Origin of the sequence: Streptosporangium sp. NBC_01755 (genome assembly GCF_035917995.1) — a bacterium.
Classification (GTDB): Bacteria; Actinomycetota; Actinomycetes; order Streptosporangiales; family Streptosporangiaceae; genus Streptosporangium.
Window position 1 is genome coordinate 823,241 of sequence record NZ_CP109131.1, and the last position, 26,690, is coordinate 849,930.

23 protein-coding genes and 2 pseudogenes are annotated in these 26,690 nt (G+C 69.8%); 14 read left to right on the forward strand and 11 right to left on the reverse strand.

The genetic code is table 11. The features are described 5' to 3' along the window. The first annotated feature begins 86 nt into the window (after positions 1-86). Entirely contained in the window at positions 87-515 is a 429-nt protein-coding gene (locus OG884_RS03430; protein WP_326642046.1) for an OsmC family peroxiredoxin, read from the forward strand. Positions 516-785: 270 nt separating this feature from the next. Continuing rightward, entirely contained in the window at positions 786-2,906 is a 2,121-nt protein-coding gene (gene glgX / locus OG884_RS03435; RefSeq protein ID WP_326642048.1) for a glycogen debranching protein GlgX, read from the forward strand. A 42-nt stretch (positions 2,907-2,948) separates the two neighbouring features. Here the strand turns inward: glgX and OG884_RS03440 are convergent, their stop codons facing one another. Beyond that, a complete protein-coding gene (locus tag OG884_RS03440; RefSeq protein ID WP_326642049.1) occupies positions 2,949-3,353 on the reverse strand; it encodes a hypothetical protein in 405 nt (134 codons plus the stop codon). A 128-nt stretch (positions 3,354-3,481) separates the two neighbouring features. Here OG884_RS03440 and OG884_RS03445 point away from each other — a divergent pair, with 128 nt between their 5' ends. From OG884_RS03445 to msrB, 3 genes are all read left to right on the forward strand, one after another. After that, complete coding sequence (locus OG884_RS03445) at positions 3,482-4,219, forward strand: pyrimidine reductase family protein (RefSeq protein WP_326642051.1); 738 nt, start codon at positions 3,482-3,484, stop codon at positions 4,217-4,219. A 66-nt stretch (positions 4,220-4,285) separates the two neighbouring features. Next, complete coding sequence (locus OG884_RS03450) at positions 4,286-4,657, forward strand: hypothetical protein (RefSeq protein ID WP_326642053.1); 372 nt, start codon at positions 4,286-4,288, stop codon at positions 4,655-4,657. A gap of 375 nt (positions 4,658-5,032) precedes the next feature. After that, entirely contained in the window at positions 5,033-5,434 is a 402-nt protein-coding gene (msrB, locus tag OG884_RS03455; protein WP_326642055.1) for a peptide-methionine (R)-S-oxide reductase MsrB, read from the forward strand. A 300-nt stretch (positions 5,435-5,734) separates the two neighbouring features. On the opposite strand, the gene OG884_RS03460 is transcribed toward msrB, so the two are convergent. The 3 genes from OG884_RS03460 to hemG form a co-directional block, all read right to left on the reverse strand. Then, positions 5,735-6,310, reverse strand: coding sequence for a hypothetical protein (locus OG884_RS03460; RefSeq protein WP_326642057.1), 576 nt, complete (start codon positions 6,308-6,310; stop codon positions 5,735-5,737). 282 nt (positions 6,311-6,592) lie between these two features. Next, positions 6,593-7,300: a hydrogen peroxide-dependent heme synthase gene (gene hemQ, locus OG884_RS03465; RefSeq protein ID WP_442811626.1), complete on the reverse strand. Its 708-nt coding sequence runs from the start codon at positions 7,298-7,300 to the stop codon at positions 6,593-6,595. Continuing rightward, on the reverse strand, positions 7,297-8,739 hold the full coding sequence (hemG, locus tag OG884_RS03470; protein WP_326642058.1) for a protoporphyrinogen oxidase: 1,443 nt from the start codon (positions 8,737-8,739) through the stop codon (positions 7,297-7,299). Before hemG ends, hemQ begins: the two co-directional genes overlap by 4 nt. A 147-nt stretch (positions 8,740-8,886) precedes the next feature. Between hemG and OG884_RS03475 the strand changes: the two genes are divergently transcribed. After that, entirely contained in the window at positions 8,887-9,918 is a 1,032-nt protein-coding gene (locus OG884_RS03475) for a DUF4349 domain-containing protein (protein ID WP_326642059.1), read from the forward strand. A 52-nt stretch (positions 9,919-9,970) separates the two neighbouring features. On the opposite strand, the gene hemE is transcribed toward OG884_RS03475, so the two are convergent. After that, entirely contained in the window at positions 9,971-11,008 is a 1,038-nt protein-coding gene (gene hemE / locus OG884_RS03480) for a uroporphyrinogen decarboxylase (protein ID WP_326642061.1), read from the reverse strand. Between the two features lie 420 nt (positions 11,009-11,428). Further along, positions 11,429-11,569, reverse strand: coding sequence for a hypothetical protein (locus OG884_RS03485; RefSeq protein ID WP_326642063.1), 141 nt, complete (start codon positions 11,567-11,569; stop codon positions 11,429-11,431). A gap of 138 nt (positions 11,570-11,707) precedes the next feature. On the opposite strand from OG884_RS03485, the gene OG884_RS03490 reads away from it, so the two are divergent. Together OG884_RS03490 and OG884_RS03495 are read left to right on the forward strand one after the other, a co-directional pair. Then, a complete protein-coding gene (locus OG884_RS03490) occupies positions 11,708-12,304 on the forward strand; it encodes a DUF3000 domain-containing protein (RefSeq protein WP_326642064.1) in 597 nt (198 codons plus the stop codon). Next, entirely contained in the window at positions 12,301-13,527 is a 1,227-nt protein-coding gene (locus OG884_RS03495; protein ID WP_326642066.1) for a ribonuclease D, read from the forward strand. Before OG884_RS03490 ends, OG884_RS03495 begins: the two co-directional genes overlap by 4 nt. Positions 13,528-13,618: 91 nt before the next feature. Here the strand turns inward: OG884_RS03495 and OG884_RS03500 are convergent, their stop codons facing one another. Next, positions 13,619-14,251 carry an HNH endonuclease family protein gene (locus OG884_RS03500; RefSeq protein ID WP_326642068.1) on the reverse strand — a complete coding sequence of 211 codons (633 nt, stop codon included), beginning with the start codon at positions 14,249-14,251 and terminating at the stop codon, positions 13,619-13,621. A gap of 310 nt (positions 14,252-14,561) precedes the next feature. On the opposite strand from OG884_RS03500, the pseudogene OG884_RS03505 reads away from it, so the two are divergent. Together OG884_RS03505 and OG884_RS03510 are read left to right on the forward strand one after the other, a co-directional pair. Then, a pseudogene (locus OG884_RS03505) lies at positions 14,562-14,961 on the forward strand (sugar phosphate isomerase/epimerase family protein); the annotation flags it as partial. Between the two features lie 134 nt (positions 14,962-15,095). Next, positions 15,096-15,842 (forward strand): hypothetical protein, encoded by a 747-nt coding sequence (locus OG884_RS03510; protein ID WP_326642070.1) that lies wholly within the window; start codon positions 15,096-15,098, stop codon positions 15,840-15,842. A 175-nt stretch (positions 15,843-16,017) separates the two neighbouring features. Here OG884_RS03510 and OG884_RS03515 read toward each other — a convergent pair. Further along, positions 16,018-16,197 (reverse strand): annotated as a pseudogene (locus tag OG884_RS03515) (LacI family DNA-binding transcriptional regulator); the annotation flags it as partial. A 131-nt stretch (positions 16,198-16,328) separates the two neighbouring features. On the opposite strand from OG884_RS03515, the gene OG884_RS03520 reads away from it, so the two are divergent. Both OG884_RS03520 and OG884_RS03525 read left to right on the forward strand, forming a co-directional pair. Beyond that, complete coding sequence (locus OG884_RS03520; RefSeq protein ID WP_326642072.1) at positions 16,329-17,528, forward strand: thiolase family protein; 1,200 nt, start codon at positions 16,329-16,331, stop codon at positions 17,526-17,528. Continuing rightward, the gene (locus tag OG884_RS03525; RefSeq protein WP_326642074.1) at positions 17,525-19,597 is read left to right on the forward strand and encodes a 3-hydroxyacyl-CoA dehydrogenase NAD-binding domain-containing protein; all 2,073 of its coding nucleotides are present in this window, start codon (positions 17,525-17,527) and stop codon (positions 19,595-19,597) included. Before OG884_RS03520 ends, OG884_RS03525 begins: the two co-directional genes overlap by 4 nt. Before the next feature lie 255 nt (positions 19,598-19,852). On the opposite strand, the gene OG884_RS03530 is transcribed toward OG884_RS03525, so the two are convergent. Together OG884_RS03530 and dxs are read right to left on the reverse strand one after the other, a co-directional pair. Beyond that, entirely contained in the window at positions 19,853-21,319 is a 1,467-nt protein-coding gene (locus OG884_RS03530) for an amino acid permease (protein WP_326642076.1), read from the reverse strand. Between the two features lie 104 nt (positions 21,320-21,423). Next, positions 21,424-23,343, reverse strand: coding sequence for a 1-deoxy-D-xylulose-5-phosphate synthase (dxs, locus tag OG884_RS03535; RefSeq protein WP_326642077.1), 1,920 nt, complete (start codon positions 23,341-23,343; stop codon positions 21,424-21,426). 119 nt (positions 23,344-23,462) lie between these two features. On the opposite strand from dxs, the gene OG884_RS03540 reads away from it, so the two are divergent. Both OG884_RS03540 and OG884_RS03545 read left to right on the forward strand, forming a co-directional pair. Next, positions 23,463-24,380, forward strand: a complete 918-nt coding sequence (locus OG884_RS03540; RefSeq protein ID WP_326642079.1) for a neutral zinc metallopeptidase — start codon at positions 23,463-23,465, stop codon at positions 24,378-24,380. A 148-nt stretch (positions 24,381-24,528) separates the two neighbouring features. Continuing rightward, entirely contained in the window at positions 24,529-25,308 is a 780-nt protein-coding gene (locus OG884_RS03545) for a neutral zinc metallopeptidase (protein ID WP_326642081.1), read from the forward strand. A gap of 152 nt (positions 25,309-25,460) precedes the next feature. Here the strand turns inward: OG884_RS03545 and OG884_RS03550 are convergent, their stop codons facing one another. Continuing rightward, a complete protein-coding gene (locus OG884_RS03550; protein WP_326642083.1) occupies positions 25,461-26,669 on the reverse strand; it encodes an ROK family transcriptional regulator in 1,209 nt (402 codons plus the stop codon). Positions 26,670-26,690: the final 21 nt, after the last annotated feature.

Consider the following 26,690-nt stretch of genomic DNA (forward strand, 5'->3'; position numbering starts at 1 on the left):
GTTCCGGCAACCACCTGGGCGGCGGTGCCGGTGGGGCGAGTAGGGTCGGTGATGGCCAGAACTTCATGATCGAAAGGATGATCGCCATGGCGACGACACGCACCGCGACGACCCAGTGGAAGGGCGCGCTGCTCGACGGGGCGGGCAGCGTCTCCCTCGACTCCTCCGGGGTGGGCACGTTCGACGTGTCCTGGCCCTCGCGTGCCGAGCAGGCAGGCGGCAAGACCTCTCCGGAGGAGCTCATCGCGGCCGCGCACTCCTCGTGCTTCTCGATGGCCCTGTCCCACGGGCTGGCCCAGGCGGGCACCCCGCCGCAGACCGTGGAGACCAGGGCCGACGTGACCTTCCAGCCGGGTGAGGGCATCACCGGGATCGTCATCTCGGTCCGCGCCCAGGTCGACGGCCTGACCGCCGAGCAGTTCCAGGAGGCGGCCGAGAACGCCAAGGCGAACTGCCCGGTGAGCAAGGCCCTCGCGGGCACGACGATCAGCCTCAACGCCGAGCTGCTGAGCTGATCACGGCCGACCGCCCACGGTCATGACCGATCACGACCGACCGACAGGCCGTGATCGGGCTGATCACGGTTGAACCGCTCATCGGGCGGTCACCGCCGGGTGATCACCGCGCCTTCGTGACCACGCGCGCCCCACGGGGCGCGCGTGGTCACGTAACGGCCACGGACGGTGCACCGAAAGACTAAGGCAAATCTCCTCAACGCCGCCTTAGAGTGACAAGGGCGAGAACACCCTGCACAAGGGTGCCCGACCAGAGGAGAATAGGGGAACATGCGCGAAGTCTGGCCAGGAGAGTCCTATCCGCTTGGCGGCACCTGGGATGGGGTGGGCGCCAACTTCTCCCTGTTCTCCGAATCCGCCGAACGAGTCGAGCTCTGCCTTTTCGGGGACGACGGGCAGGAGGAACGCGTCGAGCTGACCGAGGTCGACGCGTTCGTCTGGCACGGCTACCTTCCGGGGATCATGCCGGGACAGCGGTACGGCTACCGCGTCCACGGTCCCTACAACCCCTCTCAAGGGGACCGGTGCAACCCCTCCAAGCTGCTCCTCGATCCCTACGCCAAGGCCGTCGAGGGCGACCTGAAGTGGAACGAGGCGCTCTTCTCCTACCAGTTCACCGATCCCGGCCGCCGCAACGACACGGACACCGCCCCCTTCGTGCCGAAGAACGTGGTGGTCAACCCGTTCTTCGAGTGGGGAAACGACAGACCGCCCCGGACCCCGTACCACCAGACCGTGATCTACGAGGCGCATGTCCGCGGGCTCACCATGTGCCACCCCGCGGTGCCCGCCGAGCAGCGCGGCACCTACGCGGGGCTGGGCCATCCCGCGGTCATCGACCACCTGCTGAGCCTGGGCGTCACCGCGGTGGAGCTGATGCCGGTGCACCAGTACGTGCCCGAGCACGCGATGGTCGCCAGGGGCCTGACCAACTACTGGGGCTACAACACGATCGCCTACCTGGCCCCGCACGCCGCCTACTCCGCCTCAGGCCAGCGCGGCGAGCAGGTGCAGGAGTTCAAGGCGATGGTACGGGCGCTGCACGAGGCGGGGATCGAGGTCATCCTCGACGTGGTCTACAACCACACCGCCGAGGGTGACCACATGGGGCCCACGCTGAGCTTCCGCGGCATCGACAACAGGGAGTACTACCGCCTGCACGACGGCGACCGGCGCTACTACCTCGACTACACCGGCTGCGGGAACTCCCTCAACGTCCGCTCGCCACACGCCCTCCAGCTGATCATGGACTCGCTGCGCTACTGGGTCCTGGAGATGCACGTGGACGGCTTCAGGTTCGACCTGGCCTCGGCCCTCGCCCGCGAGCTGCACGACGTCGACCGGCTGAGCGCCTTCTTCGACCTGATCCAGCAGGACCCGGTGATCTCCCAGGTGAAACTGATCGCCGAGCCGTGGGACGTGGGGCCCGGCGGTTACCAGGTCGGCAACTTCCCGCCGCTGTGGATGGAGTGGAACGGCAAGTACCGCGACAGCGTCCGCGACTTCTGGCGCGGCAGCGGGTCCGCGCTGCCCGAGTTCGCCTCCCGGCTGACCGGCTCCGCCGACCTCTACGCGACCTCGGGGCGCCGCCCCGTGGCCTCCATCAACTTCGTCACCTGCCACGACGGGTTCACCCTGACCGACCTGGTCTCCTACGACCGCAAGCACAACGAGGCCAACAAGGAGAACAACCGCGACGGCACCGACGACAACCGGTCGTGGAACTGCGGGGTCGAGGGCCCCACGGAGGACCCGGAGATCGTGAGCCTGCGCAGGCGCCAGCGCCGCAACTTCCTGGTCACCCTGTTCATCTCCCAGGGCGTGCCGATGCTGCTGGCCGGTGACGAGTTCGGCCGGACCCAGGGCGGCAGCAACAACGCCTACTGCCAGGACAACGAGATCTCCTGGATCGACTGGTCGCTGGCCACCGACGAGGCCGACCTCCTCGACTTCGTCAGGAGCCTCTCCAAGCTGCGGCGCGAGCACCCCGTGTTCCAGCGGCGCCGCTTCTTCCACGGCAACAAGGCCGACGACGGCACCCGCGACATCGTCTGGCTCACCCCGGTGGGAGAGGAGATGTCGGCGGCCGACTGGCACACCGGCTACGCCAAGTCACTGGCCGTCTTCCTGAACGGCGACGCCATCACCGAGTCGGGCACCCGCGGCGAGCGGATCACGGACGACTCGTTCCTGCTCCTGATCAACGCCCATCACGAGGAGATGACCTTCACCCTCCCCGAGGCGAAGTACGGCAAGCGGTGGCGGCGGGTGCTGGACACCGCCGACGAGGGGCCGGGCCACGCCTCGGCCCCGCAGGAGTCATGGCCGGCCGAGAGCACCGTGGAGGTGACCTCCCGCTCGGTGCAGGTCCTGCACTGCGAGCGGGCGTAGCACCTCACCGGCGCGTCCGGGGCCGAGGCCGCCCACGGCTCTTCAGGCCCCTGACGCGATCGCGGCGGTGAGCAGGACAAGCACGAACGTCGCCACACCGGCCGCGCCGTGCAGCAGGACCGCGACCATGGGGAAGCGCTGCTCGGCGCCGCGGGCGTGGCGGCCGCCGCCCAGCCAGCGGGTGAACATGGTGAAGCCCAGCAGCGCGGAGATCGCGAGGACTCCGAACGACAGCCAGGCGAAGACCGGCTCCAGGGTGCGCACGTACACCAACCAGCAGGCCAGGGCGGACACCGCCAGGGCCGGATGGGCGAAGATGAGCAGCGCGGGAAAGCGGGTGACCTTGGTCGCCTGCTGGCGGAGCCCTCCCCCGGAGAGCCACAGGTACAGCAGATAGATTCCGACCATCGCGGTGATCAACCATGTCACGATCGTGACCAGCCCCACACAGCCCTCCCGTGTCTCCCGGAGAGAATCATGTATCGGGAAGCCGCCCCAAGTCACCCCCTGCCCTGAGATCCAGTGTCAACCGCTCCGGGAGAACTCACAGGCCGCTTCCGTGCGATGGTGGGGGCATGCGCTTCATTCATCCCGAGAGCTCGGCCGAGGTCGACCTCGCCCGCGCCTACGCCTACCCGGCAGGCCCCTGCCTGCGGGTCAACATGGTCGCCAGCGCCGACGGCGGGACCTGGTTGAAGGGGTTGTCGGGCGGGCTGTCCGGCAGGGGCGACCGTCAGGTCTTCTGGACGTTGCGCGGGCTGGCCGACGTCGTCGTGGCCGGCGCGTCGACCGTGCGGGCCGAGGGGTACGGACCGGCACGGCCCAGGCCGTCATGGCAGGGGCTGCGCGAGGGGCGTCCGGCCGCCCCGCCGGTGGCGGTGATCACTCGCGGGCTCGACCTCGACCTGTCGGGCCCGCTGTTCACCGAGGCGGAACCGTATGCCCGGACCATCGTCGTCACCTGCGAGGCCGCCCCCAGGCAGCGCCGCGAGGAGGCCGCCAGGTGTGCCGAGGTGATCGTGGCCGGGGGCGAACGGGTCGATCCGGCACTGGCGGTGAAGGCGCTCAGCGAGCGCGGCCTGAGCAGGGTGCTCTGTGAGGGCGGCCCGAAGACCAACGCCCAGCTGGCCGCCGCGGACCTGGTGGACGAGCTGTGCCTGACGGTGAGCCCGCTGCTGATCGGCGGGGACGCCGCCCGTGCCCTCGACGGCCCCCCCTCGCTCACGCGCCTGCGCCTGGCCCACGTCCTGGAGGATGAGGGGTTCCTCTTCACGCGCTATGTTCGGCTGGACGAGGGTGCCGGTACCCGGTAGCGCCGGAGGCTCCGGCGTTCCATCATTCATATGGACATCCCCCTAGAGAAACGATATATCTCGACTATGGAACGATCATCCTCCTCCGGCGACGAGCTACGGGCCTCGCTCGCCGCCCGCCGGGACCTCGGACCGGAATACGAAGACTCCCTCGTCGAGGGTTTCCTGGAGAAGATGGACCAGGAGATCGACAAGCGGGTGGACGACCGGCTCGCCGCCCGCGCCCGCAAGGAGAGCCCGGCGGTCCGCCCCTCCGTGGACGCCGGGCAACGGCTGGCGCTGGCGATCGTCTCCCTGGCGACCGGGATACCCGCGACGATCGGGCTGGCCTTCTCCGGCCTGGGCGACTCGATCCTCGCGTTCATCCTGGTGCTCGTGTGGGTCGGCATCATCAGCGTGAACATGTCGTTCGCCCTCGTGCGACGGCGCCAGGGCTGACCGCCGCCTCCCGCTTCCGCTGACGGCTGGGATGTCCCCCTCGCCGAACCCTGTCAGGGCGGGAGGGCAGGTCCGCCCCGGAGCCGCCGCGGCGGCGGGACCGGGCACTCGACGGGGCGGACCATATGATCACCCGCACATGCCCACCGGGCCCAGGCGCTGGCGCGCACCCGGACGGCGGCACTCCGGCCGGTCCGCGGAACGCGAACGGCCGGGCAGGTGATCTCACCCCTCAGCGGGAGGGTGAACCACCCTCCACATACTTAAAGACGCTAAAACGGGCATCAAAGGATGCTTCGCCCATCAAGATTTTCCGAACCCGGCGATCCCGGGCCTCACCTCTCCACGCGCCGCGGCGACCGCTAGGCTGATGGGATGGAAAAGGTGGTAAAGAGCGACGCCGAATGGCGCGTCCAGCTCTCTCCCGAGGAGTTCCGCGTACTCCGCCAGGCCGGGACCGAGCGCCCCTTCACCGGGGAGTACGTCGACACCAAGACCGTGGGCGTCTACAGCTGCCGCGCCTGCGGCACCGAACTGTTCCGGTCCGACACCAAATTCGACAGTCACTGCGGCTGGCCGAGCTTCTACGAGCCGTCGAAGTCCGACACGGTGACGCTGATAGAGGACCGCTCTATGGGCATGGCCCGCGTCGAGGTCCGGTGCGCGACCTGCGACTCACACCTCGGCCACGTGTTCCACGGAGAGGGCTACGGCACGCCCACGGACGACCGCTACTGCATCAACTCCGTCTCGCTGAGACTGGAGCCCACCGAGTAGGCCACCGGCTCGCGCGTCGCGAACCGGCCGGACCGTGACGCGCGGGGACAGCCACATCGATCCGTCCTGGAGGTTAGCAAGGCACCGAAAGGGGCAGAGCGACATCACGCAAAGTATTCACAGATCTCCGTAGCGTGTCTGCCCAAGGAGTTCCCGTGCATCTCCGCCACAAGTGGGAGATCGTTGAGACCATCGGCCGGGTGATCACCCAGCGCTGTTCGATCTGCGGCAGGACCAGGGTCCGGGTGATCCGGCCCGAGCGCCGCGCGGACTAACGCCTCGGCCCGAGCGCCGCGCGGACTAACGCCTCGGCTCGGGGTAGGTGACGCGGCAGTCGGAGTCGTCAGGGCCGAGAACGTTGGCCAGAACCGGGTTGCCGTTCTCTCCGAACTCCGCCTGGACGAAGACCACGGGGTCGGGTACGCCGAGCTCTCCGACGAGATAGTCGACACCCGCCTCGCACAACTTGATCGCCTGCTTCGAGTTGTCCGCTGACTCCGGCAGGTCCGTATATATCCGTAGATAGCCACCGACCATTCGGATGTCCCTGACCCGCTTGGTCACCTTGCGGCTCTCGAAGTAGGCCAACGCCTTCTTGTCGGTGTGCTTGGAAGGCCCCGAGGCCTCGGCCTCCCCGACCTTCCGGCTCTTCTTCTCCGTCTTGGAACGCTTCGCGGCCTCCTCGGCGTCCTCCTTGCTCTTCCCGTCCAGCTCGGCGGCCACCACCGCGCCCGCCGCGGGGTCCCCTGGCGGCGCCTCGGCGGCCGGACCGCCGGGAGCCGGCACCCGCACCACCCCGCCCCCCGAAGCCGTCTCCCCGGAAGACCACACCCCGCTCACCGCGAGCACCCCCACCACCAGCGCGGCGGCGCCCACCGAGATCTCAAGAACCCGTGACCGGGACTTCTTTCTCCGGCGCCCCCGAGCACGCCGCCCGGACTGTGCCAGACCTTCGCCCCTTTTCACCCTTGGCCTCACATAGACAGGTGGTTTTCCACGAGTATGACAAAGGCAAGGGACGGTAAAGAGATCTTCACGGGATTATTTTCGGCGACCCGTCACGGGAGACGCGCCCTTCATCTCCGGAACAGAGATCCCGCCGCCGGAGAGCGAACCTCATGGCGGCGGGACGCGCGAAGGCTACGGCACGCGCGAAGGCTACGGCAGCGCGGCGATCAGCTCACTGGGCGGCTTGCGGACACCGGTGTAGAAGGGGATCTCCACCCGGGTGTGCCGCCGCGCCTCGGCGCCGCGCAGGGTACGCATCAGGTCCACGATGCGGTGCAGTTCGTCGGCCTCGAACGCCAGCATCCACTCGTAGTCGTTCAGCGAGAAACACGCCACCGTGTTGGCGCGCACATCCGGGTAGTCGCGAGCCATCCTGCCGTGCTCCGCGAGCATCCGGCGGCGGTCTGCGTCGTCCAGCAGGTACCACTCCAGGGAGCGCACGAACGGGTAGACGCTCACGTACGTGCGCGGCTCCTCCTCGGCCAGGAAGGCCGGGATGTGCGACTTGTTGAACTCGGCCGGGCGGTGCAGCGCCATGGCCGACCAGACCGGCTCGGACAGCCGCCCCAGGCCGGTACGGCGGAAGCGGGAATAGGTCTCCTGCAGGTCCTCGGCCGTCGGAGCGTGCCACCAGAACATGAAGTCGGCGTCGGCCCGGAAGCCCGCCACGTCGTACAGGCCGCGGGTGACCACGTCCTTGCGCTCCATCTGGGCCATGAGGTCCTCGACCTCGGCGGCCATGCCCTCACGGTGTCCCGGGCAGCGCTCGCTCAGTTTGAAGACCGACCACATCGTGTAGCGGATCACCTGGTTCAGGTCTCGTGCCTTGGGCCGCGCGTTCCCGTCCGTCGTCCTCACCCCTTCGTCAACGAATCGGTTCTGTCCTGCCATTCTCCCTTGGGGTCCAGGTGGTCGAGAATCCGGGCTGCCGCGGTGCGTGCCGTGGAGACGCAGGCGGGGATGCCAAGGCCGTCGTAGGCGGCGCCGCACAGCGCCAGCCCCGGCGAAGCGGCGGCGGCCGCCCGGATGCGCGCCACCCGGTCGAGGTGGCCCACCTCGTACTGCGGCAGGGAACCGCCCCAACGGGTCACCCGCGAGTCGCGGGGCAGCCCACGCACGCCCATGACCTCGACCATCTCGGCCATCGCCAGCGCGACCAGCTCCGCGTCGTCGCGCTGGAGCACCGCCTCCTCGCCGAGCCTGCCGATCGAGCAGCGCAGCAGCACCAGGCCGGGATCCTGCTCCGCCAGGTGCGGCCACTTGACCGAGCTGAACGTGGCTGCCTTGATCGGGCGCCCGTCGACGGCCGGCACCAGGTAGCCGCTGCCGGACGGCGGCCGGGGAAACGCCTCTCTCGGGTAGGCGAGGGTGACGATGGCCATGCCGGCGTACTCGATCCTGACCAGCTCCGCGGCGGCCTGGGGCAGCTCCTCCGCGAGCAGCCGGCTCGCCGCCGGGGCGGGAACGGCGATGATCACCGCATCCGCCTCGACGATCTCCGGTGCCGGGACGGGGCCGGTCACCAGCCGCCATCCGCCCTCGGTCCTTCGCAGCTCCCTGACCATGACGCCGGTCCTGATCTCGGCCCCTGAGGCGGCGGCGACGGCCTCGGGCAGGCTGCCCATCCCCCCGCGCAGGGTGGTGAAGACCGGCCCGGCGTCCTTCGGGGCATCGGCGGCGATCTCCCCGGCCGCGGCGAGCAGCGACCGCTCGGACCTGGCCGCGATGGCGATCCTCGGCATGGTCGCGTCCAGCGAGAGCCGCTCGGTCCGGCCCGCGTAGACGCCGCCGAGCAGCGGCTCGACGAGCCGGTCGACCACCTCGCCGCCCATCCTGGCCCGGATGTAGGCCGCCACCGACACATCCGTGCTGACGCGCGTCGCCGGAAGGATCCGGTCCAGCGCCGCCCTCGCCAGGCCCCCGGGGGAGAGGATGCCCGACCTCGACAGCGCGAGGAGGTCGGACGGCACGCCCATGACGTGCCCCTTGGGCATGGGCCGCAGCGCGCCCCGGGTCAGGATGGCCGCCTGGGTCGTGCCGGGGAGCCGCAGCTCCTCACCCAGCCCGACCATCCTGGCCAGTTCCCTGCCCTCGGGCCGCCGGGCGAGCATCGCCTCGGCCCCCGCGTCCATCGCGACGCCCGCCACCTCGGTGGCGTGCAGCTTGCCCCCGACCCGCGGGGCGCCTTCGAGGACGGTCACCCGCAGGTGCTCACCGCCCTGCCGCAGATGCCACGCGGCGGCCAGTCCGGCGATCCCGCCGCCGACGACCACCACATGCCTCCGGTTGCCTTCCATGACTCCTGACCGTACCGTTCCGCACCCCCGGTCCCGTCTCCCGCCTCGGAGCCCCGCCCTCCCCGTGACCCGACGGCGCGCAGAACGTGACGTCATCGTGACTGCCACTCACCGAACTCCACCGCCGCGCCCGCCGTCATGAGGTTCATGAGCAGATTCCGGTACGGCCCGCGCCTGGCCGTCTCCCTCGCGGGCCTGGCACTGTTGGTGTCCGCCTGCGGCGGGGGGTCGGTCCAGTCCACGTCCTCCGACGAAGCGGCCCCCTTGGCCGGCGCGCAGGTGAACAGGCAGGCCAACGAGGCGGTTCCCCAGAGCGCGGCGAAGGCCGAGGGCGGCGGCTCCCCGCAGACCGGCCAGGTGAGGATCGTCCCGCAGGACCGGGCGATCATCTACACCGCGGAGATGACGGTCAGGGCGAAGGAGGTCACCGCGGCTGCCGACCGGGCCCGGCAGATCGTCACCACCGCGGGCGGCTACCTGGCCATGGAGAACTCCGACGCCCACTCCGACGGCGAGGGCTCCGCGACGCTGGTCTTCAAGATCCCGCCGGGGAACTATCCGGGCACGCTCGACCGCCTGGGCAAGGAGCTGGGCACGCGCGAGTCGCTCCGGCAGAACACCGAGGACGTCACCGAGCAGGTGGCCGACGTGGAGAGCCGCCTGAAGTCGGCCAAGGCCGCGCTCGACTCCCTGCGCACGCTGCTGAAGCGGGCCAACACCATCGGTGAGGTGCTCGAGGTGGAGCGGGAGGTCTCCAACCGCGAGAGCGAGCTGGAGTCCCTGCAGGCCAGGCAGAAGACCCTCGCCTCGCAGACCAGCGCGGCGACGCTGACGCTGAACCTGGTCGGCCCGGCGACCGTGGTGAAGAAGAAGGAGGACGACGAGCCCGCCGGCTTCCTCGGCGGCCTGCGGACGGGCTGGAATGCCTTCGTCGTCGCCGTCAAGCTCGGCCTGACGCTCCTGGGCGTGCTGCTTCCCTGGCTGATCGTGATCGTCCCGGCCTGGCTGCTGACGGCCTTCCTGCTCCGCCTCAGGAGGAACCGTGACCGGTCGCTCACTCCGGGCCCCGGGGACACGGAGCCCGGCCCTGACGATGCCGAGGAGCCTCTCCCCGCGAATCCACGGGGAGAGGACGACTCCGAGGGAACGGACGGGCCGGTGCCGTACGAGCGTCCCTAGCGCTCCGTTCCTGACGACGGTGTGGGCGGCGGTACACCGCCGCCGGGGACGGTCAGCGGGCCGAGGCCTCGTGGACGAAGTCGGTGAGGCGGGCCAGCTGGTCGGGGTCGGTGCCCGGCAGCACCCCGTGCCCCAGGTTGAACACGTGCCCCTCGGCCTTGGCGGCGCGGGTGAGGATGTCGCCCGCGCGGCGCTCCACGACCTCCCACGGGGCGAGCAGGATCGCCGGGTCCAGGTTGCCCTGCAGCGCCTTGCCGGGGCCGACCCTCCGGGCGGCCTCGTCGAGCGGGACCCGCCAGTCGACGCCCACGACGTCGGCCCCCGCCTCGCCGAGCAGGCCGAGCAGCTCTCCGGTGCCGACGCCGAAGTGGATGCGCGGCACGTCCAGACCGGCCAGGCCGTCGAAGATCCGGCTGGTGTAGGGGAGGACGAACTCGCGGTAGTCGTCGGGCGACACCGCGCCGACCCAGGAGTCGAAGAGCTGGACGGCGGAGACCCCCGCGGCGAGCTGCACGCGCAGGAAGCCCAGGGTGATCTCGGTCAGCCGGTCCATGAGGGCGTGCCAGAGCCCCGGCTCGCCGTACATCATGGCCTTGGTGTGGTCGTGATTCTTGGAAGGACCGCCCTCGATGAGATAGGAGGCCAGGGTGAAGGGGGCTCCCGCGAAACCGATGAGCGGGGTCGCGCCCAGCTCCTTCGTCAGCGCCTGGACGGCCTCGGTGATGTAGGAGACGTCATCCGGCTCGATCGGGCGCAGCGCCTCGGCCGCCCTGGCATCCCTGATCGGCTCGGCCACCACCGGGCCGATACCGGGTTTGATGTCGAGGTCGACGCCGATCGCCTTGAGCGGGACGACGATGTCGCTGAAGAGAATCGCCGCGTCCACACCGTAACGGCGGACCGGCTGCATCGTGATCTCCACGACCAGATCGGGGGTGGCGCACGCCGTGAGCATCGGCACCCCCTCGCGGAGCGCCCGGTACTCGGGCAGCGAGCGACCTGCCTGGCGCATGAACCACACCGGTGTGTGGGAGACGGGCCGGCGACGGCAGGCGCGCAGGAAAGCGGAGTCGGCAGGCTCGGAAGTCACCCCACCAGGGTGCCATGTCCCGTGACCGGTCGGCTCACCAAGGTCGCTGGCCAGCGGAACCGGCCCGAAATCACCAGTTATTCAATGAGATTGCGCCTCACACCACCCGGGCACTGTCAAGTGATGACAACGATAGTGTCTTACCGGTTTCGAGAGCTTCGTCCAATGAAATCCGATGTTGACACCAGCAGAACAGCGCCGCACGGCACGAAGCGATCATGTTTCCGGGTACAGTTCCTCCCATTGGTGATCCTGGACCGGCCCCCGGCTGGTCCAAATGTTCGCCAAGTCACCGCGCGGCATCGATTCCTGCACCACTTTGGGGACACGCCGAGCACGCTGCGCGGAAATGTCGGCGCGACGTGCCAACGTCGGACCACGACCCGACGAAAGGCCCGTGCGATGTCCACCATGTGGAGTTCACCCGAACGTCGCGGTGAGCGCCGTGCCTCCTGCGCCCGCGTGCGGGTTCTCCGACAACCGACCCGACCTGTCGATCACGGCCGGGACGAACACCCGGAACGGGCCGGTGCCGAACGGGTCCACGCCGAGCGCGGTCACGCGCTCCTCTCCGAACTCCCCCGCGGCGGGGCCACCCCCGCCCTCCACAGGCCGTCGGCAGCGACTTGATCGGTTCCAATGGCTCCTACACATACCCCAGTGGTCCCCATGCGATCAATTTCGACCTACGCTTCCGATATGACCGCCGGTGACACGCCGCTCGCTCCCGCCGCCTTCAGGCGCGCGGTGGCGAGCATGCGCCCCGCGGAGGTCAGGCCCGAGATCGAGCTGGAGGACATTCCGGCGCCGCAGCGCCTGGCCCCCCACTCGGCCGCGATCGGCGCGTCGGTATACCGCGACGACGACGAGCTCGCGATCGGCCGCCTCATCGTGCTCTTCGACCCGGACGGCCAGCGCGGCTGGGACGGCCAGTTCCGGCTCGTCGCCTACGTGCGGGCCGACATGGAACCGGAGATCACCGAAGACCCGCTGCTCGGCCCCGTCGCGTGGAGCTGGCTCACCGAGTCGCTCGACGCGCACGGCGCCGGCTACGCCGCCGCCGGAGGCACCGTTACCAGAGCGGTCTCCGAGGGCTTCGGCAACAAGGCCGAAGACCCGGTGACCACCGAGCTGGAACTGCGTGCGTCCTGGTCACCGCTACAGGAAGACCTCTCCGGCCATGTCGCCGCCTGGTGCGATCTGATGTGCCTTGCCGCGGGCATCCCACCCCTGCCACCCGACGTGGCGGCGCTGCCGTCGCGCCGTCGCGACGATCCGGAGCCCTTCAGAACGTGACCGATGAGACGACCGTAATTCCACTGCTGGAGCCTCGCGAGGGAATCCCACCCGTCATCGAGGACTCCGCCGCCCTCGCGCGCGTGGTGCGCGCCTTCGCCGAGGGCACCGGCCCCGTCGCCGTCGACGCCGAGCGCGCCTCGGGCTACCGCTACAGCGGCCGCGCCTACCTGGTACAGCTACGCCGCACCGGCGCGGGCAGCGCCCTGATCGACCCCATCCGCTGCCCCGACCTGTCGGGGCTCGACACGGCGCTGGCCGACGCGGAGGTGGTGCTCCACGCGGCCTCCCAGGACCTGCCCTGCCTCGCGGAGGTGGGCTTTCATCCACGTGAGCTGTTCGACACCGAGCTGGCCGGCCGGCTGCTCGGCTACGAGCGGGTCGGTCTCGGGCTGATGGTGGAGAACGTCCTCGGCTTCAGGCTGGAGAAGGGGCACTCGGCCGCCGACTGGTCGACCCGCCCGCTGCCGGAGGACTGGCTGCGCTACGCCGCGCTCGACGTCGAGGTCCTGATCGAGCTCCGCGACATCCTGCACGAGGAGCTGAAGTCGAGCGGCAAGCTGGCGTGGGCGCAGGAGGAGTTCGCCTCCGTGCTCGCGCACAAGACCCCCGTTCCGCGCTCCGACCCGTGGCGGCGCACCTCCGGAATCCACAAGGTCCGCTCGCTGCGCGGGCTGGCGGTGGTACGGGAGCTGTGGACGCTCCGCGACGAGCTCGCCCGCGAGTCCGATGTCGCCCCCGGCCGTGTCCTGCCCGACTCGGCGATCGTCACGGCCGCCCTGGAACTGCCCCGCACCACCAAGGCGCTCACCGAGATCCCCCCGTTCACCGGCCGCAGCGCCCGGCGGCACCTGCGCGACTGGCTGGCCGCGATCGGCGCCGCCCGCTCACTGTCCGACTCGGAGCTGCCGCAGCCCAGCACCCCCGGTGACGGGCCACCGCCGGCCAACCGATGGATGGACCGCGATCCGGTGGCCGCCCGGCGGCTGGCCGCGGCCAGGACCGTGGTCGCCGCGCTCGCCGACGAGCACCACATGCCCGCCGAGAACCTGATCCAGCCCGACGCCGTACGCCGCCTGACCTGGGAACCGCCGCCCGTCATCGACGACGAGACCGTCACCGCCCGGCTGCGCGAGCTGGGCGCCCGCGAGTGGCAGATCGGACTGACCGCCCACCCGATCGCCAAGGCCCTGCTCCGTCTGGAGCTCAAAGGTCAGGCCTGAGGGAGCGGCCACCGCCCTTTACAAAGTAGATTACTGAAACGATGTCAGCCCCTGTGCGGGAACGGACCCCGCACAGGGGCTGACGAAGCACTCAGCAGGTCGCGAGCATGCTCTGCAGGGCGCTCTTCTCCGAGCTCTGCAGCGTCAGCTTCCAGTAGTACTTCACCTGGATCCACGCTCTGGCGTACGTGCACCTGAACGAGCTCAGCGGCGGCTGCCACGTCGACGGATCCTGGTCGCCCTTGGCCTGGTTGACGTTGTCGGTCACCGCCCACAACTCGGGCCCGCCGAGGTCGTTGGCGTAGGACTGCCGCTGCGCGCCGGTCCAGGCGTGGGCGCCGGAGCGCCAGGCCTCGGCGAGCGGCACCATGTGGTCGATGTCGACGTCGGCGGCGGCGGTCCAGGTCGCGCCGTCGAACGGGGAGTACCAACTGCCGGAGGTGGCCGCGCAACTGGAGTTGACCACCACTCCGACGCCGTCTCTCTTGAGCACCGTCTCCCGGGTGTTGCAGGTACCGCTGATCGTTATCCAGTGGTTGAACAACGACCGGTCATAGGAGGACTGGTTGCTTTCCGCGGCGACGGTGAGTGTCGCGAGCCGGCCGGCGGCGGTCGCCGCCGAAGGGATGTTGGGCGGGGTCGCCGACACCGTTCCGGTCGTCAGGGAAAGGGTGACGAGAATTGTCATGAGGGCGGCGGAAGCCGCGGTGACGACTCGTTTCACGAGTGGCCCCTTCTGTCACTCCGCCTCGGCCAGTCGGGGGGTCTGGGCGTCGCGAGGGAAGGACAGACGGAACGTCTCAAGTCATGACAAATACGCAAATGTCATGGTTTGACGATGAGTCAGGAGACACTTAGTCGAATACTGCATCAATCCATGGTCAGGTACGCTTGATCTGCGATTATGTAAATTGCGGTGGTTTGGAATCCCGTTTTTTCGCGCTAACGCGCTGTGAATTTTCGGTAAACAGTGAAATCTCGCTCCGAGATGGCGTCCGGGCCGCCGGATCCTCCGGACCCGCGCATCACCCCCCGAACCGCTGCACCCGATGTACTGCGCCGACCGGGCCGTGCTGTCCACTCTGGGCCAGGCCCTCGATCTGGCCGGGCCGTACCCTCCCGAGCAGGTGGGCGTCGTCGTCGGCACCTTCCACGTGTGGTGGGATCCGCACGTCCTGGAGCAGATCGCCAGGACCTCGGGGCGGATCGCGAGCTACCAGGTGTGCGACTTCCCCTCCCCGCTCCCCACCGACGTGCTGCTCGGCCGGGGGGGTGATGGGTGAAGGCGTGATCGACTTCGCGCCGCCGACCGAGGCGTCGGCCTCGGCGGGCTATACGGGGGACATCGAAGTGGAGATCTTCAACGCCGATGTGTGGGCCACCGACCCCGACGAGGTCCTGACCAAGGTGAAGGCGTCCTTCTCCGAGTTCGTCGGAGAAGGACGCGCGGACCCCGCGACGGGATCCGCGACGAACGGAGCGTTCCAACGGGAGGGAAAACACGTTCACCGGGCCCGGATTACCGCTTCACGTTGGAGTGACATGGCAGGTACTCGTACGGTAGGGGTATGACGACCGCAGAGAGCGAAGCCAGCCCCGCCATACAGCGGCCGCCGGAGCATGTCCTTGCCGTACTGGAAGCGATCAAGGGGTGGGAGGCCGCCAACCCCGAATCGGCCCCTTCGGGCCAGGGAGAGGCGATCCTCTGGGCCCTGGGCAAGCGTGAGCAGGCGCCGATCAGTGGCCGTCCGGCGTCGGGGGCCCCGCCCACCCTCGCCGAGGCCCGCGCGGAGATCGACGCCGCCGAACGGGTTCCGCGCGAGGGCCGGGTCGTTCCCGCCGACGGGGTCATCAGCACCCTGAGCTGGTTGATCGGCGCCAAGGACGGGCTGCCGATCCCCGGCCGCCGATCCTCCGAAGGCTGGGGGCACCTGGTCGGCGGCCGCGGGGTGATCCTGCGCACCGAGACCGAGATCGGCCGGATCGCCGAGCTGGCCCGTGCGGGCCGGCCGAACGCGGCGGGCGAGTGGGAGAAGGAGTGGTGCTCCGGGACCATCGCCGTGTGTGAGTGGGTGCTCGGCACCCGCAGGAAGTCTCCGGTCCGTAACACACCGCGGCCCATCCACGGACCGACCGGACTCAACCTCGGCATGGAGGAGAGCGCGGCCGAGGACGTGTCGCGGCAGCTCGGCCGGGGCCGCCAGCACTCCCCCGGCTACGGAGACGGAGTCATCCGGACGATCCGCTGGCTGCGCGGTCAGATCATCGCCCCGCCGATGAACGAGCAGGGAAAACCGGTTTCCGGCATCCGCTGACCGCCCCTTCCCCGCCCCTGCTTTCGATTCCCCCTACGAGACAGGCCCGAACCCCCGCGAGGTCCGGGCCTGTCGTGTCGTAGGGTCGGACCGGGATCTCACTCCAGGGCGCGGGTGCTCTCGCGGAGGATCACCTCTCCGGTCACGACCTGGGCCCTGGCCCCCCGTCCGGGGCCGCGGCCGGCTCCACCTTGGCCCGCAGGGATGCGCCCACCTGTCTGGTGCTGCCGTTGAGCACCCGTGACGCCGTGGCGAGTGAGACGCCCTCGTGCCGGGCGACATCCTCAAGCGTGACCACCGGCAACCTCCAGGAAAGCGTTTTCCAAAATCTGTCGGAGTTGCCGCCGCCCCGCATCCGTGACATGCCGCACCGGACCGCGCGCCTCGGCGAACAACTTACCCATCCCGGGCGGGACCGGCCGCGCCAAACGTTGTTACTCGCGAGTAGCATAGGGGGGAAGCCATCCAGCAACGAGGAGCGAATCCGTGCCTTCGTCTCGTGACGTCGTATTCGTCGACGGTGTGCGCACACCCTTCGGCAGATCGGGCCCCAAGGGCCTGTATGCCGAGACGCGCGCCGACGACCTGGTGATCCGCGTCATCCGCGAGCTGATCCGGCGTAACCCGAATCTGCCTCCCGAGCGCGTCGACGAGGTGGCCATCGCGGCCACCACGCAGATCGGCGACCAGGGCCTGACCCTCGGCCGCTCCGCCGCGATCCTGGCCGGGCTGCCCAAGAGCGTGCCCGGCTACTCGATCGACCGCATGTGCGCCGGCGCGATGACCGCGGTGACCTCGGTCGCCGGAGGCATCGCCTTCGGCGCCTACGACGTCGCCATCGCCGGCGGCGTCGAGCACATGGGCCGCCATCCCATGGGCGAGGGCGTCGATCCCAACCCCCGCTTCCTGGCCGAGCAGCTCGTGGACGGCTCCGCCCTTGTCATGGGCATGACCGCCGAGAACCTGCACGACCGCTACCCCTCCATCACCAAGGACCGCGCCGACGCCTTCGCCCTCGCCTCCCAGGAGAAGGTCGCCAAGGCCTACGCCGACGGCCGGATCCAGCCGGACCTGGTCCCGATGGCGACCAGGTCCGTCGAGAAGGGCTGGGGACTGGCCACCGCCGACGAGGCGCCCCGCCCCGGCACCACGCTGGAGGGCCTGGCCGCGCTGAAGACCCCGTTCCGCCCGCACGGCCGGGTCACCGCGGGCAACGCCTCCGGTATCAACGACGGTGCCACCGGCTGCATCGTGGCCGCCGCCGACGTCGCCGCGGAGCTCGGCCTCACCCCGAAGATGCGCCTGGTCTCCTACGCCTTCGCCGGTGTGGACCCCGAGGTCATGGGGGTCGGGCCGATCCCGTCCACCGAAAGGGCGCTGCGCCTGGCCGGGCTCTCCGTCTCCGACATGGGACTGTTCGAGATCAACGAGGCCTTCGCCGTGCAGGTGCTGGCGTTCCTGGAGCACTTCGGCATCGCCGACGACGACGCCCGGGTGAACCCCTACGGCGGCGCCATCGCCTTCGGCCACCCGCTGGCCTCCTCCGGGGTGCGCCTGATGACGCAGCTCGCCCGCGAGTTCGGCGAGCGCCCCGACGTCCGCTACGGCATGACCACGATGTGCGTCGGCCTGGGCATGGGTGGAACGGTCATCTGGGAGAACCTCAGCTGGGAAGGTAACAAGTGACGGACATCAAGGAACTCTTCGCCGACGAGGTCGTCACCCGGGCGACGGTCCACGACGTGGAGCTGCCTCAGGGCGCGGGCACCATGGCCCTGATAACGCTGGACAACGGCTTCGACCACACCAAGCCGTCGACGTTCGGCCCCGGAGGGCTGACCTCGCTGGGCGAGGCCCTCGACACGATCGCCGGGCGCGGCGACCTGGCGGCCGTGGGCGTCGTCGGCAAGCCGTTCGTCTTCGCCGTCGGCGCCGACCTCAGGGGCGCCGCGCTGGTCTCCGAACGGGACCAGGCGCTGCAGATCGGCAGGCTGGGCCACGAGGTGTTCCGCCGCCTCGGTGAACTGGACGTGCCGTCGTTCGCGTTCGTCAACGGCGCGGCCATGGGCGGCGGCCTGGAGGTCGCGCTGCACTGCACGTACCGGACCGTCTCCTCCGGTGTGCCCGCCGTGGCGCTGCCCGAGTGCTTCCTCGGCCTGGTCCCCGGCTGGGGCGGCACCCAGCTGCTGCCCCGCCTGATCGGGCCGGCCGCGGCCGTCAAACTGATCATCGAGAACCCGCTCTCGCAGAATCGCATGATCAAGGGCAGGGAGGCGTTCACGCTCGGTGTCGCCGACGCGATGTTCGAGCCCGCCGACTTCCTTGAGGAGTCGCTGCGCTGGGCCTCGGCGGTGCTGCGCGGCGACGTGACGGTCTCGCGCCCCGACCACGCCGGGGACGACTGGGCCAAGACGATCGCCGACGCGCGCTTCCTGCTCGACATGAGGCTGCACGGTGCCTCCCCCGCCCCGTACCGGGCGCTGGAGCTTCTCCAGCTGGCCCGCACCGCCACGCGCGAGGAGGGCTTCGCCGCCGAGGACCAGGCGCTGGCCGACCTCCTCATGGGCGACGAGCTCCGCGCCGGCCTGTACGCCTTCGACCTGGTGCAGCGCCGGGCCAAGAAGCCCGCCGGAGCCCCGGACCCGGCACTGGCCCGCAGGGTCACCAAGGTCGGCGTCGTCGGCGCGGGCCTGATGGCCTCACAGATGGCGCTGCTGTTCGCCCGCCGCCTGGAGGTCCCGGTCGTGCTGACCGACCTGGACCAGGCCCGGCTGGACAAGGGCGTGGGCTACGTGCACACCGAGATCGGCAAGCTGCTCGCCAAGGGCCGCGTCTCCGGCGACCAGGCCAACCGGCTCAGGGCCCTGGTGACCGGCTCGCTGACCAAGGACGCGTTCGCCGACGCCGACTTCGTCATCGAGGCCGTGTTCGAGGACATGAAGGTCAAGCAGAAGGTCTTCGCCGAGGTGGAGGAGGTCGTCTCCGCCGAGTGCGTGCTGGCCACGAACACCTCCTCGCTCTCGCTGACCGAGATGGCCTCGGGGCTCCGGCATCCCGAGCGCGTCGTGGGCTTCCACTTCTTCAACCCGGTCGCGGTGATGCCGCTGCTGGAGATCGTCCGGGGGGAGCGGACGGACGACGCGACGCTCGCGGTGGCCTTCGCCGTCGGCCGGTCGCTGAAGAAGTCCTCGGTGCTGGTCAAGGACGCGCCCGCGTTCGTGGTCAACCGCCTGCTGACCCGCTTCATGGGCGAGGTCATCGGCGCCGTCGACGAGGGCACCCCACTGGAGCTCGCCGACCACGCGCTGGACGGGCTCGGCCTGCCGATGACCCCGTTCGCGCTGCTGCAGCTCGTCGGCCCGGCCGTGGCACTGCACGTCGCCGAGACGATGCACCAGGCGTTCCCGTCCCGCTACGGGGTGTCTGCGAACCTCGCCCGGCTGGTCGCGGCGGGCAAGCCGGGTGTCTACGCGCCTGACTTCTCGCTGGACCCCGAGGCGGTGGCCCTCTTCGCGGGGGGCACCTCCCCGTCGACGGCCGAGGCGGTGCGGCTGCGGGCGCTGCGGGCACTGGCGGAGGAGATCCGTCTCATGCTCGACGAGGGTGTGGTCTCCGCTCCCCAGGACATCGACCTGTGCATGATCCTCGGCGCGGGGTGGCCGTTCCACCTTGGCGGTGTCACCCCCTACCTCGACCGCGAGGGTATCGCCGAACCGCGCTTCCTGCCGCCGGGCGTGGCCTCGGTCCCCGCCTGACGCAGCGGGCGGACTCCCCTGTCCCGCGGCCGCCGCGGGACAGGAGTCACCGCACCCCGGATCCTCGGCGGCGGCCAGGTGGTGATGCGCTTCTGTCCCGCGGCTCCGCAGGACAGGGGTCACCGCACCGGGAGCGGTGCCCCGCCGGACCCGTTCTCCGCACCTGCCGCGTCGTCGCAGGTCAGTAGCCATACCTGATCCAGCACAGCGGGTAATCACCCCAGGTCGATCGGGGGTCACGTGCGGAATACAGGGCTAGCGCTCCGGGGAGTGCTCCGACAGAGCGCTGTGCCGGTAGCCGTAGCCGATGTAGATCAGGAATCCGAGGAGCATCCACGCCCCGAACCTGAGCCAGGTCTCCACCGGAAGGTTGAGCATCAGGTAGAGGCAGGCGAGCACCGACAGGACGGGCACCAGCGGCACCAGAGGAGTGCGGAAGGAGCGGGGCAGGTCGGGGCGGGTACGGCGGAGGACGACCACCGCGATCGAGACCACCGCGAACGCGAAGAGCGTGCCGATGTTGACCAGTTCGGCGATCGTGGACAGCGGCACCAGCCCGGCCAGGGCCGCCACGACGACACCCATGATGATGGTGATGACGTGCGGTGTGCGGTACTTCGGATGAACCCTGGCCAGCCCTCGCGGCAGCAGGTTGTCGCGGCACATGGCGAACATCACCCGCGACATGCCCAGCATGAGGATCATCACGACGGTCGTCAGGCCGGCCAGCGCGCCGATGCTGATCAGTGACGCGGCCCAGGTCTGGCCGACGGCCTTGAACGCGTCGGCCAGCGGCGCCGTCTCGCTGAGCCGGTCGTAGGGCTGCATGCCGACCACGACCAGCGAGACCGCGACGTAGAGCAGGGTGCAGACACCGAGTGAGGACAGGATGCCGACGGGCAGGTCCCGCTGCGGGTCGCGGGTCTCCTCGGCGGCGGTGGCGACCACGTCGAAGCCGATGTAGGCGAAGAACACGATCGCCGCGGCGCTGAAGATGCCCAGCACTCCGTACGCGACCGGGGTGATACCGAACAGCACCTGGATCAGAGGCGCCGACAGCCCCTCCACGGCGGGGGTCACCTTGGACGGCGGAACGAACGGCGAGTAGTTGGCGCCCTTGACGAAGAACAGCCCCGCCACCACGACCAGCAGGATCACCCCGAGCTTGATCCCGACGATGATCAGGTTGAATCGGGAGGACAGCTTGATCCCGATGACCAGGATCGCGGTGAGCATCAGCACGACCAGCGCGGCGGGCAGGTTGAACACCGCGCCCTCCCCCGCGATCGCGCTCGGCAGCGGGGTCCCCAGAGACGCCAGCAGCGAGGTCAGGTACCCCGACCAGCCGACCGCGACGACCGCGGCGCCGAGCATCATCTCCAGCGTCAGGTCCCAGCCGATGATCCAGGCGGGCAACTCGCCGAGGGTGGCGAAGGCGAAGGTGTAGGCGGATCCCGCCACCGGGACCGTGGAGGCGAACTCGGCGTAGCAGAGCGCCGCCAGCGCGCAGACGATCCCGGCGGCCACGAAGGACAGGGCCACCGCGGGCCCGGCCAGATCCCTGGCGACCCGGCCGGTGAGCACGAAGATACCGGTGCCCACGATGACGCCGATGCCGAAGACCGTGAGGTCCAGCGCGGTGAGGTCCTTGCGCAACCGGTGTTCCGGTGCCTCGGTGTCCGAGATCGACTGCTCCACCGACTTGACGCGAAGAACGCCCACGACCCCTCCTGACGCGCCGGCGGTCACCCTTGCCGACGCATCAGGTCATGCCCAGCGGATCACCGCCTGAACGGCGAAGCCGGGATGTTTGACAGGAGGTGCGCTCAGCCGGCCGGTTCGTTCTCCAGGGCCGGAGAGCGCTTCGCGATCGCCTCGGTGACCTGGCGGGCGATGTCCTGCGAGGTCAGGCCGATCTCGCTGAGGATCTTCGTACGCTTGGCGTGGTCGAGGAAGCGCTGCGGGATGCCGTAGGTGCGGACCGGGACGTCGACGTCGGCGTCGCGCAGCAGGCGGGCGACCGCGTCACCCACACCGCCCACCCTGCTGCTGTCCTCGACCACCACGACCAGCTTGTGGGCGCGGGCGGCCGGCACCAGGGCCTCGTCCAGCGGCTTGACCCAGCGTGGGTCGACCACCGTGGCGGAGATCCCCTGGGCGTCGAGCAGGCCGGCGGCCCCCAGGCACAGCTCGGCCATCGGCCCCACGGAGACGAACAGCACGTCGGCGTCGCCCCCGCGCAGCACGTCCATCTCGCCGAGGCGGCCGACCGCCTCGATTTCGGCGGCCACCGGACCCTTGGGGTAGCGCAGTACCGTCGGGCCGTCGTCGACCTTCACGGCCTCGGCCAGCAGCTCGCGCAGCCGGGACTCGTCGCGGGGAACCGCGATCGACAGGCCGGGGACGACCTGCAGGATCGACAGGTCCCACATGCCGTTGTGACTGGCGCCGTCGTCGCCGGTGACGCCCGCCCGGTCGAGCACGACGGTGACGGGGAGGCGGTGCAGGGCGACGTCCATCAGGAGCTGGTCGAACGCCCGGTTCAGGAAGGTGGCGTAGACGGCCACCACCGGGTGCAGGCCGCCGAGTGCCAGCCCCGCGGCACTGGTCAGGGCGTGCTGCTCGGCGATGCCGACGTCGTAGAGGCGGTCGGGGTAGGCCTCGGAGAACGGGATCAGGCCGGTCGGGCCGAGCATCGCGGCGGTGATCGCCACGATGTCCTGCCGCTCGGCGCCCAGGCGCACCATCTCCTGGCCGAAGACGTTGGTCCAGCCGTGCGGTTTCGACTTCTCCTCGCCGGTCAGCGGGTCGAAGACACCCGGCGAGTGGAAGCAGTCCTCGTCGTGGTTCTCCGCCGGGGAGTAGCCGAAGCCCTTCTTGGTGAGCACGTGCACGATGACCGGGCGGCGGAAGTCCCTGGCCCTGCGCAGCGCGGACTCCACCGCCTGCTCGTCGTGGCCGTCGACCAGCCCGATGTACTTCAGGCCGAGGTCCTCGAACATGACCTGCGGGGCCAGGACGTCCTTGATGCCCTTCTTGACGCCGTGCAGGGCGTCATAGACGGGAGCGCCGACCACGGGGACCCTGTTCAGGTTGTCCTTGACGAAGTCGAGCATGTCCTCGTAGCGCTGGGTGGTGCGCAGGGAGGCCAGGTGGGAGGCGAGCCCGCCGATGGTCGGCGAGTAGGAGCGGCCGTTGTCGTTGACCACGATGATCAGCGGCAGGTCCTTACGCGCCGCGATGTTGTTGAGCGCCTCCCAGGCCATGCCGCCGGTGAGCGCCCCGTCTCCGATCACCGCGACGACCGTGCGCTCCTCCTCGCCCCGCAGCCGGTACGCCTTGGCCAGGCCGTCGGCGTACGACAGCGCGGTCGAGGCGTGCGAGTTCTCGATGATGTCGTGCTCGGACTCGGCCTGGCTGGGGTAGCCCGACAGGCCGCCCTCCTGGCGGAGCGTGTCGAACCGCCCGGCCCTGCCGGTGAGCATCTTGTGGACATAGGCCTGGTGACCGGTGTCCCACAGGATGCGGTCACGTGGCGAGTCGAAGACCCGGTGCATCGCGATCGTCAGCTCGACGACACCCAGGTTGGGGCCGAGGTGGCCGCCGCTGCGGGCCGTGGAGGCGATCAGGAGATCTCTGATCTCGGTGGCGAGCAGTGGCAACTCGTCCACCTCCAGCAGTTTGAGGTCCCCTGGCCCCTTGACCGACTCCAGAAGACTTCCAGGCTGCCCGGTCCGCTCGCTCACGGAATCATCCCCTCTGTCCAGTCACCGTCACGAAGAGTCTAGTTCGGATGACAGGCGCTGCCCTCCCGGGTGAAAAACCTGCACGGTTTATACACACTTGCCCTAGCCTTTCCCTCACCATGAACCCCCTCCCCTTTAGGCGACAACTGTCACTGGTCTTTAGGCGACAACTGTCACTGGTCGTGGCCTTCCTGGTGTTCGCGGTGGTGGTCGCGGGAATCGTCATCGCCGTTCCTCACCTCACCCCGGCGGCCCTCCCGGCACCCGCTCCCGCCCCCACCTCTCCCCCCACCCCGGCCCCCGAAAGGGTCCCGGTCATCAAGGAGCGGGCGGCGCCGCGGGGCCGCACCGCCGCGACGGCGAGCCGCCTCTACCACACCGGGTCGATGCGGGCCGCCAGATGTTCGACGGGGACGATCCGCACGGGGAGCGCGGCCTCCTACCGGACCTTCATGACTCAGATCACCCGCTGCCTGAACCTCTCCTGGAAGACCCAGTTCTCCAGGGCGGGACTGCCCTTCGCCAAGCCCAGGCTGCGCTTCTCCACCTCCAAGGTGACCACGCCCTGCGGCCGATGGCCCGGCAGCGCGGGCGGGCTGTACTGCTCGACCAACAAGACCATCTACATAGGGATCACGCGCCAGGTTCTGCGGAACCCCTACGCGGCCAACCACGCCCAGTTCATGGCCCACGAGTACGGCCACCACGTGCAGCACCTCGCGGGCATCATGGACTACTACGCCAGGAGCGTCTGGCTCGCGAAGGCGCCCGCCAAGCTCGCCTACTCCCGCCGCCTCGAATTGCAGGCCGACTGCCTGGCCTCCGTCTTCCTGCGCCAGATCGCCGACGACCTGCCGGTCGAGCGGGCGCAGTGGGAGGCGATGGTCGGCTGGGTCAACGCCAACGGCCACAAGAACTGGCCCAAGAACGACCACGGCAAGGGCCGCAGCCAGGCCTACTGGATGGAGCGCGGCTTCGACTCCGGCTCCCCCTCCGGCTGCAACACCTGGTCCGCCCCCACCGGCCGGGTCGCCTGACAGCCCGTCGGTCCCGCACGAAACCGGCACGAAACCGGCACGGAACCGGCACGGAACCCACTCGGGCCCGCCGCACGCGACCGTACTCCCAGAGTGTGACCGCATAACAGCTTTACCCGGTGTTTTACCTCCCATAAGGTGCAGGATCATGCGTACCCCCCTTATCACACTGCTCTCCGGCGTTCTGGCGAGCCTGCTGTTCGCCGGTACGGCGAGTGCGGTCCCCACCGAGCAGGTCAGGCCGGTACCCAAGGGCAAGACCGCCCTCGTCGCCAACCCGATCTACAAGTCGGGCAAGCTCGAACCGGACCCCTGCCCGGAGCAGCCGGCCTACGACAACGACCTGGAGTCCGCCGAGGCCTACCTCAACGCCGTCCTGGACTGCCTCAACGAGGGTTGGGGATACCAGTTCTCCAAGGTGGAGCTGCCCTTCTCCAAACCCAGATTCTCGGTCACCTCGCGTCTCGGTGTCCCGACCGGCTGCGGCAAGTTCCCCCGAGGCGCCCAGGCGGTCTACTGCCCGGTGAACAAGAAGATCACCTTCTACCTCAGCAAGGGGATCCTCTCCCAGGCGAGCGAACTGTTCCTTTTCCAGGTGCTGGCCCACGAGTACGGCCACCACGTCCAGCAGCTGTCCGGGATCATGACCGCGTTCAACTCCCGGAAGTACAAGAACGCGAAGGCGGTGCTGCCTGAACTCCGCAAGATCGAGCTCCAGGCCGAGTGCCTGAGCGGCGCCTTCCTCGGCAGCGTCTGGCGGTCCCTCGACCGCCGTGAGTCCGACTTCAGGTACGTCCTGAACGCCGCCTACAGCACGGCCACCCACGGCACGGCCAAGAACATCGCCTACTGGCTGACCCGCGGCTTCCAGCAGGACAGCCCCGGCGCCTGCAACACCTTCACCGCCCCCAGGTCCAGGGTCTCCTGACCTCCCCGCCCCCGGCAACCACCCGCCGCCGTCCCACGGGGCGCGCGGCGGGTGGTTGTTCTTTTCCATCCGTCGCGCGCGTGGGACGGGCCCCGGAACGGATGCTCGCCGGTGGCGGTGACCACGTCTTCCAGAGCCCCCGCGGGCGGCTCTCAGGAGCCGGCGCGGGCGAGGACTTCCAGGGGGTCGGTGAGGACCTGGGAGAAGGCCAGCTCGGCGGCGCCGACAAGGGTGGCGTCATCACCGAGGGCCGAGGTGCGCAGGCGCAGGTGCTCGCGGCACGGGGGCAGGGCGTCCAGGGCGAGACGGCTGCGGACCTGGGCGGCGGAGCCGAGGTAGATCTCCCTGAGCATGCCCCCGAACACCACCATCTCGGGGTTGAAGATGTTGACGAGATTGGCGACGCCCAGGCCGAGCCAGTCGCCGACCCGGCTCAGCGCGGCCTGCGCGACGATGTCGCCCCGGTCGGCGGCGTCGACCACGGCGCGGACGGCGTCCCTGCCGACCTGGGGGCCGAAGCGGCCCGCGGCCTCAAGAAGGGCGCGCTCGCCGACCTCCGCCTCCAGGCAGCCGAGCGAGCCGCACCCGCAGAGGCGGCCCTTGTCAGGATTGACGATCATGTGTCCGACCTCGCCGCCGAAACCCAGGTGACCGCCGAGCAGCTGGCCGTTGACGATCACGCCTCCGCCGATGCCGACGTCGCCGTGCAGGTAGACGAGGTCGCGACAGCCGACGCCGACGCCCCTGGTCTGCTCGGCGAGGGCGGCCAGGTTGGCGTCGTTGCCGACCGTGACCGGCAGGCCGAAGGCCAGCTGGCGGGTCATCTCCTCGGCGAACGGCACGTCGTCCACCGTGGCCATGTTGGGCCCGAACCTGATGCCCCCGTCATCGCGGCTCACTCCACCGGGGAAGGCCGCCGCCACCCCGACGCACACCGTGTCGGGCCGGGTCCTGCGGTGCATCTGCCGGGCGAAGGCGGCGAGCGGGCCGACGATCTCCTCCAGGGAGAAGGCTCCTCGCCTCCGTACCGTCTCGCGGCGGTCGAGGATCGTGCCGCCCAGGCCGACGCGGGCGGCGACCATCCGGTCGACGCCCACGTCGAAGGCGAACACGTAGACCCGCGCCGACTCGGGGCGGACCACCAGGGAGGGGCGCCCGGCCCGGCCCGTCTCCCTGGGAAGTTCCTCCCTGACCAGGCCGACGGAGGTCAGGTCGGCGGTGAGGGCCATGATGGTGCTGCGGTTGAGGCCCATCCGGTTGGTGAGCTCCGCGCGCGAGGTGGGACCGCTCAGATGGACGTGGCGGAGCAGGGCACCAAGATTGTGGCGCCTGATCTCCTCTTGGGAGGGGCCTGCCCGCATGACGAGGGGTTCCTTCGGTGG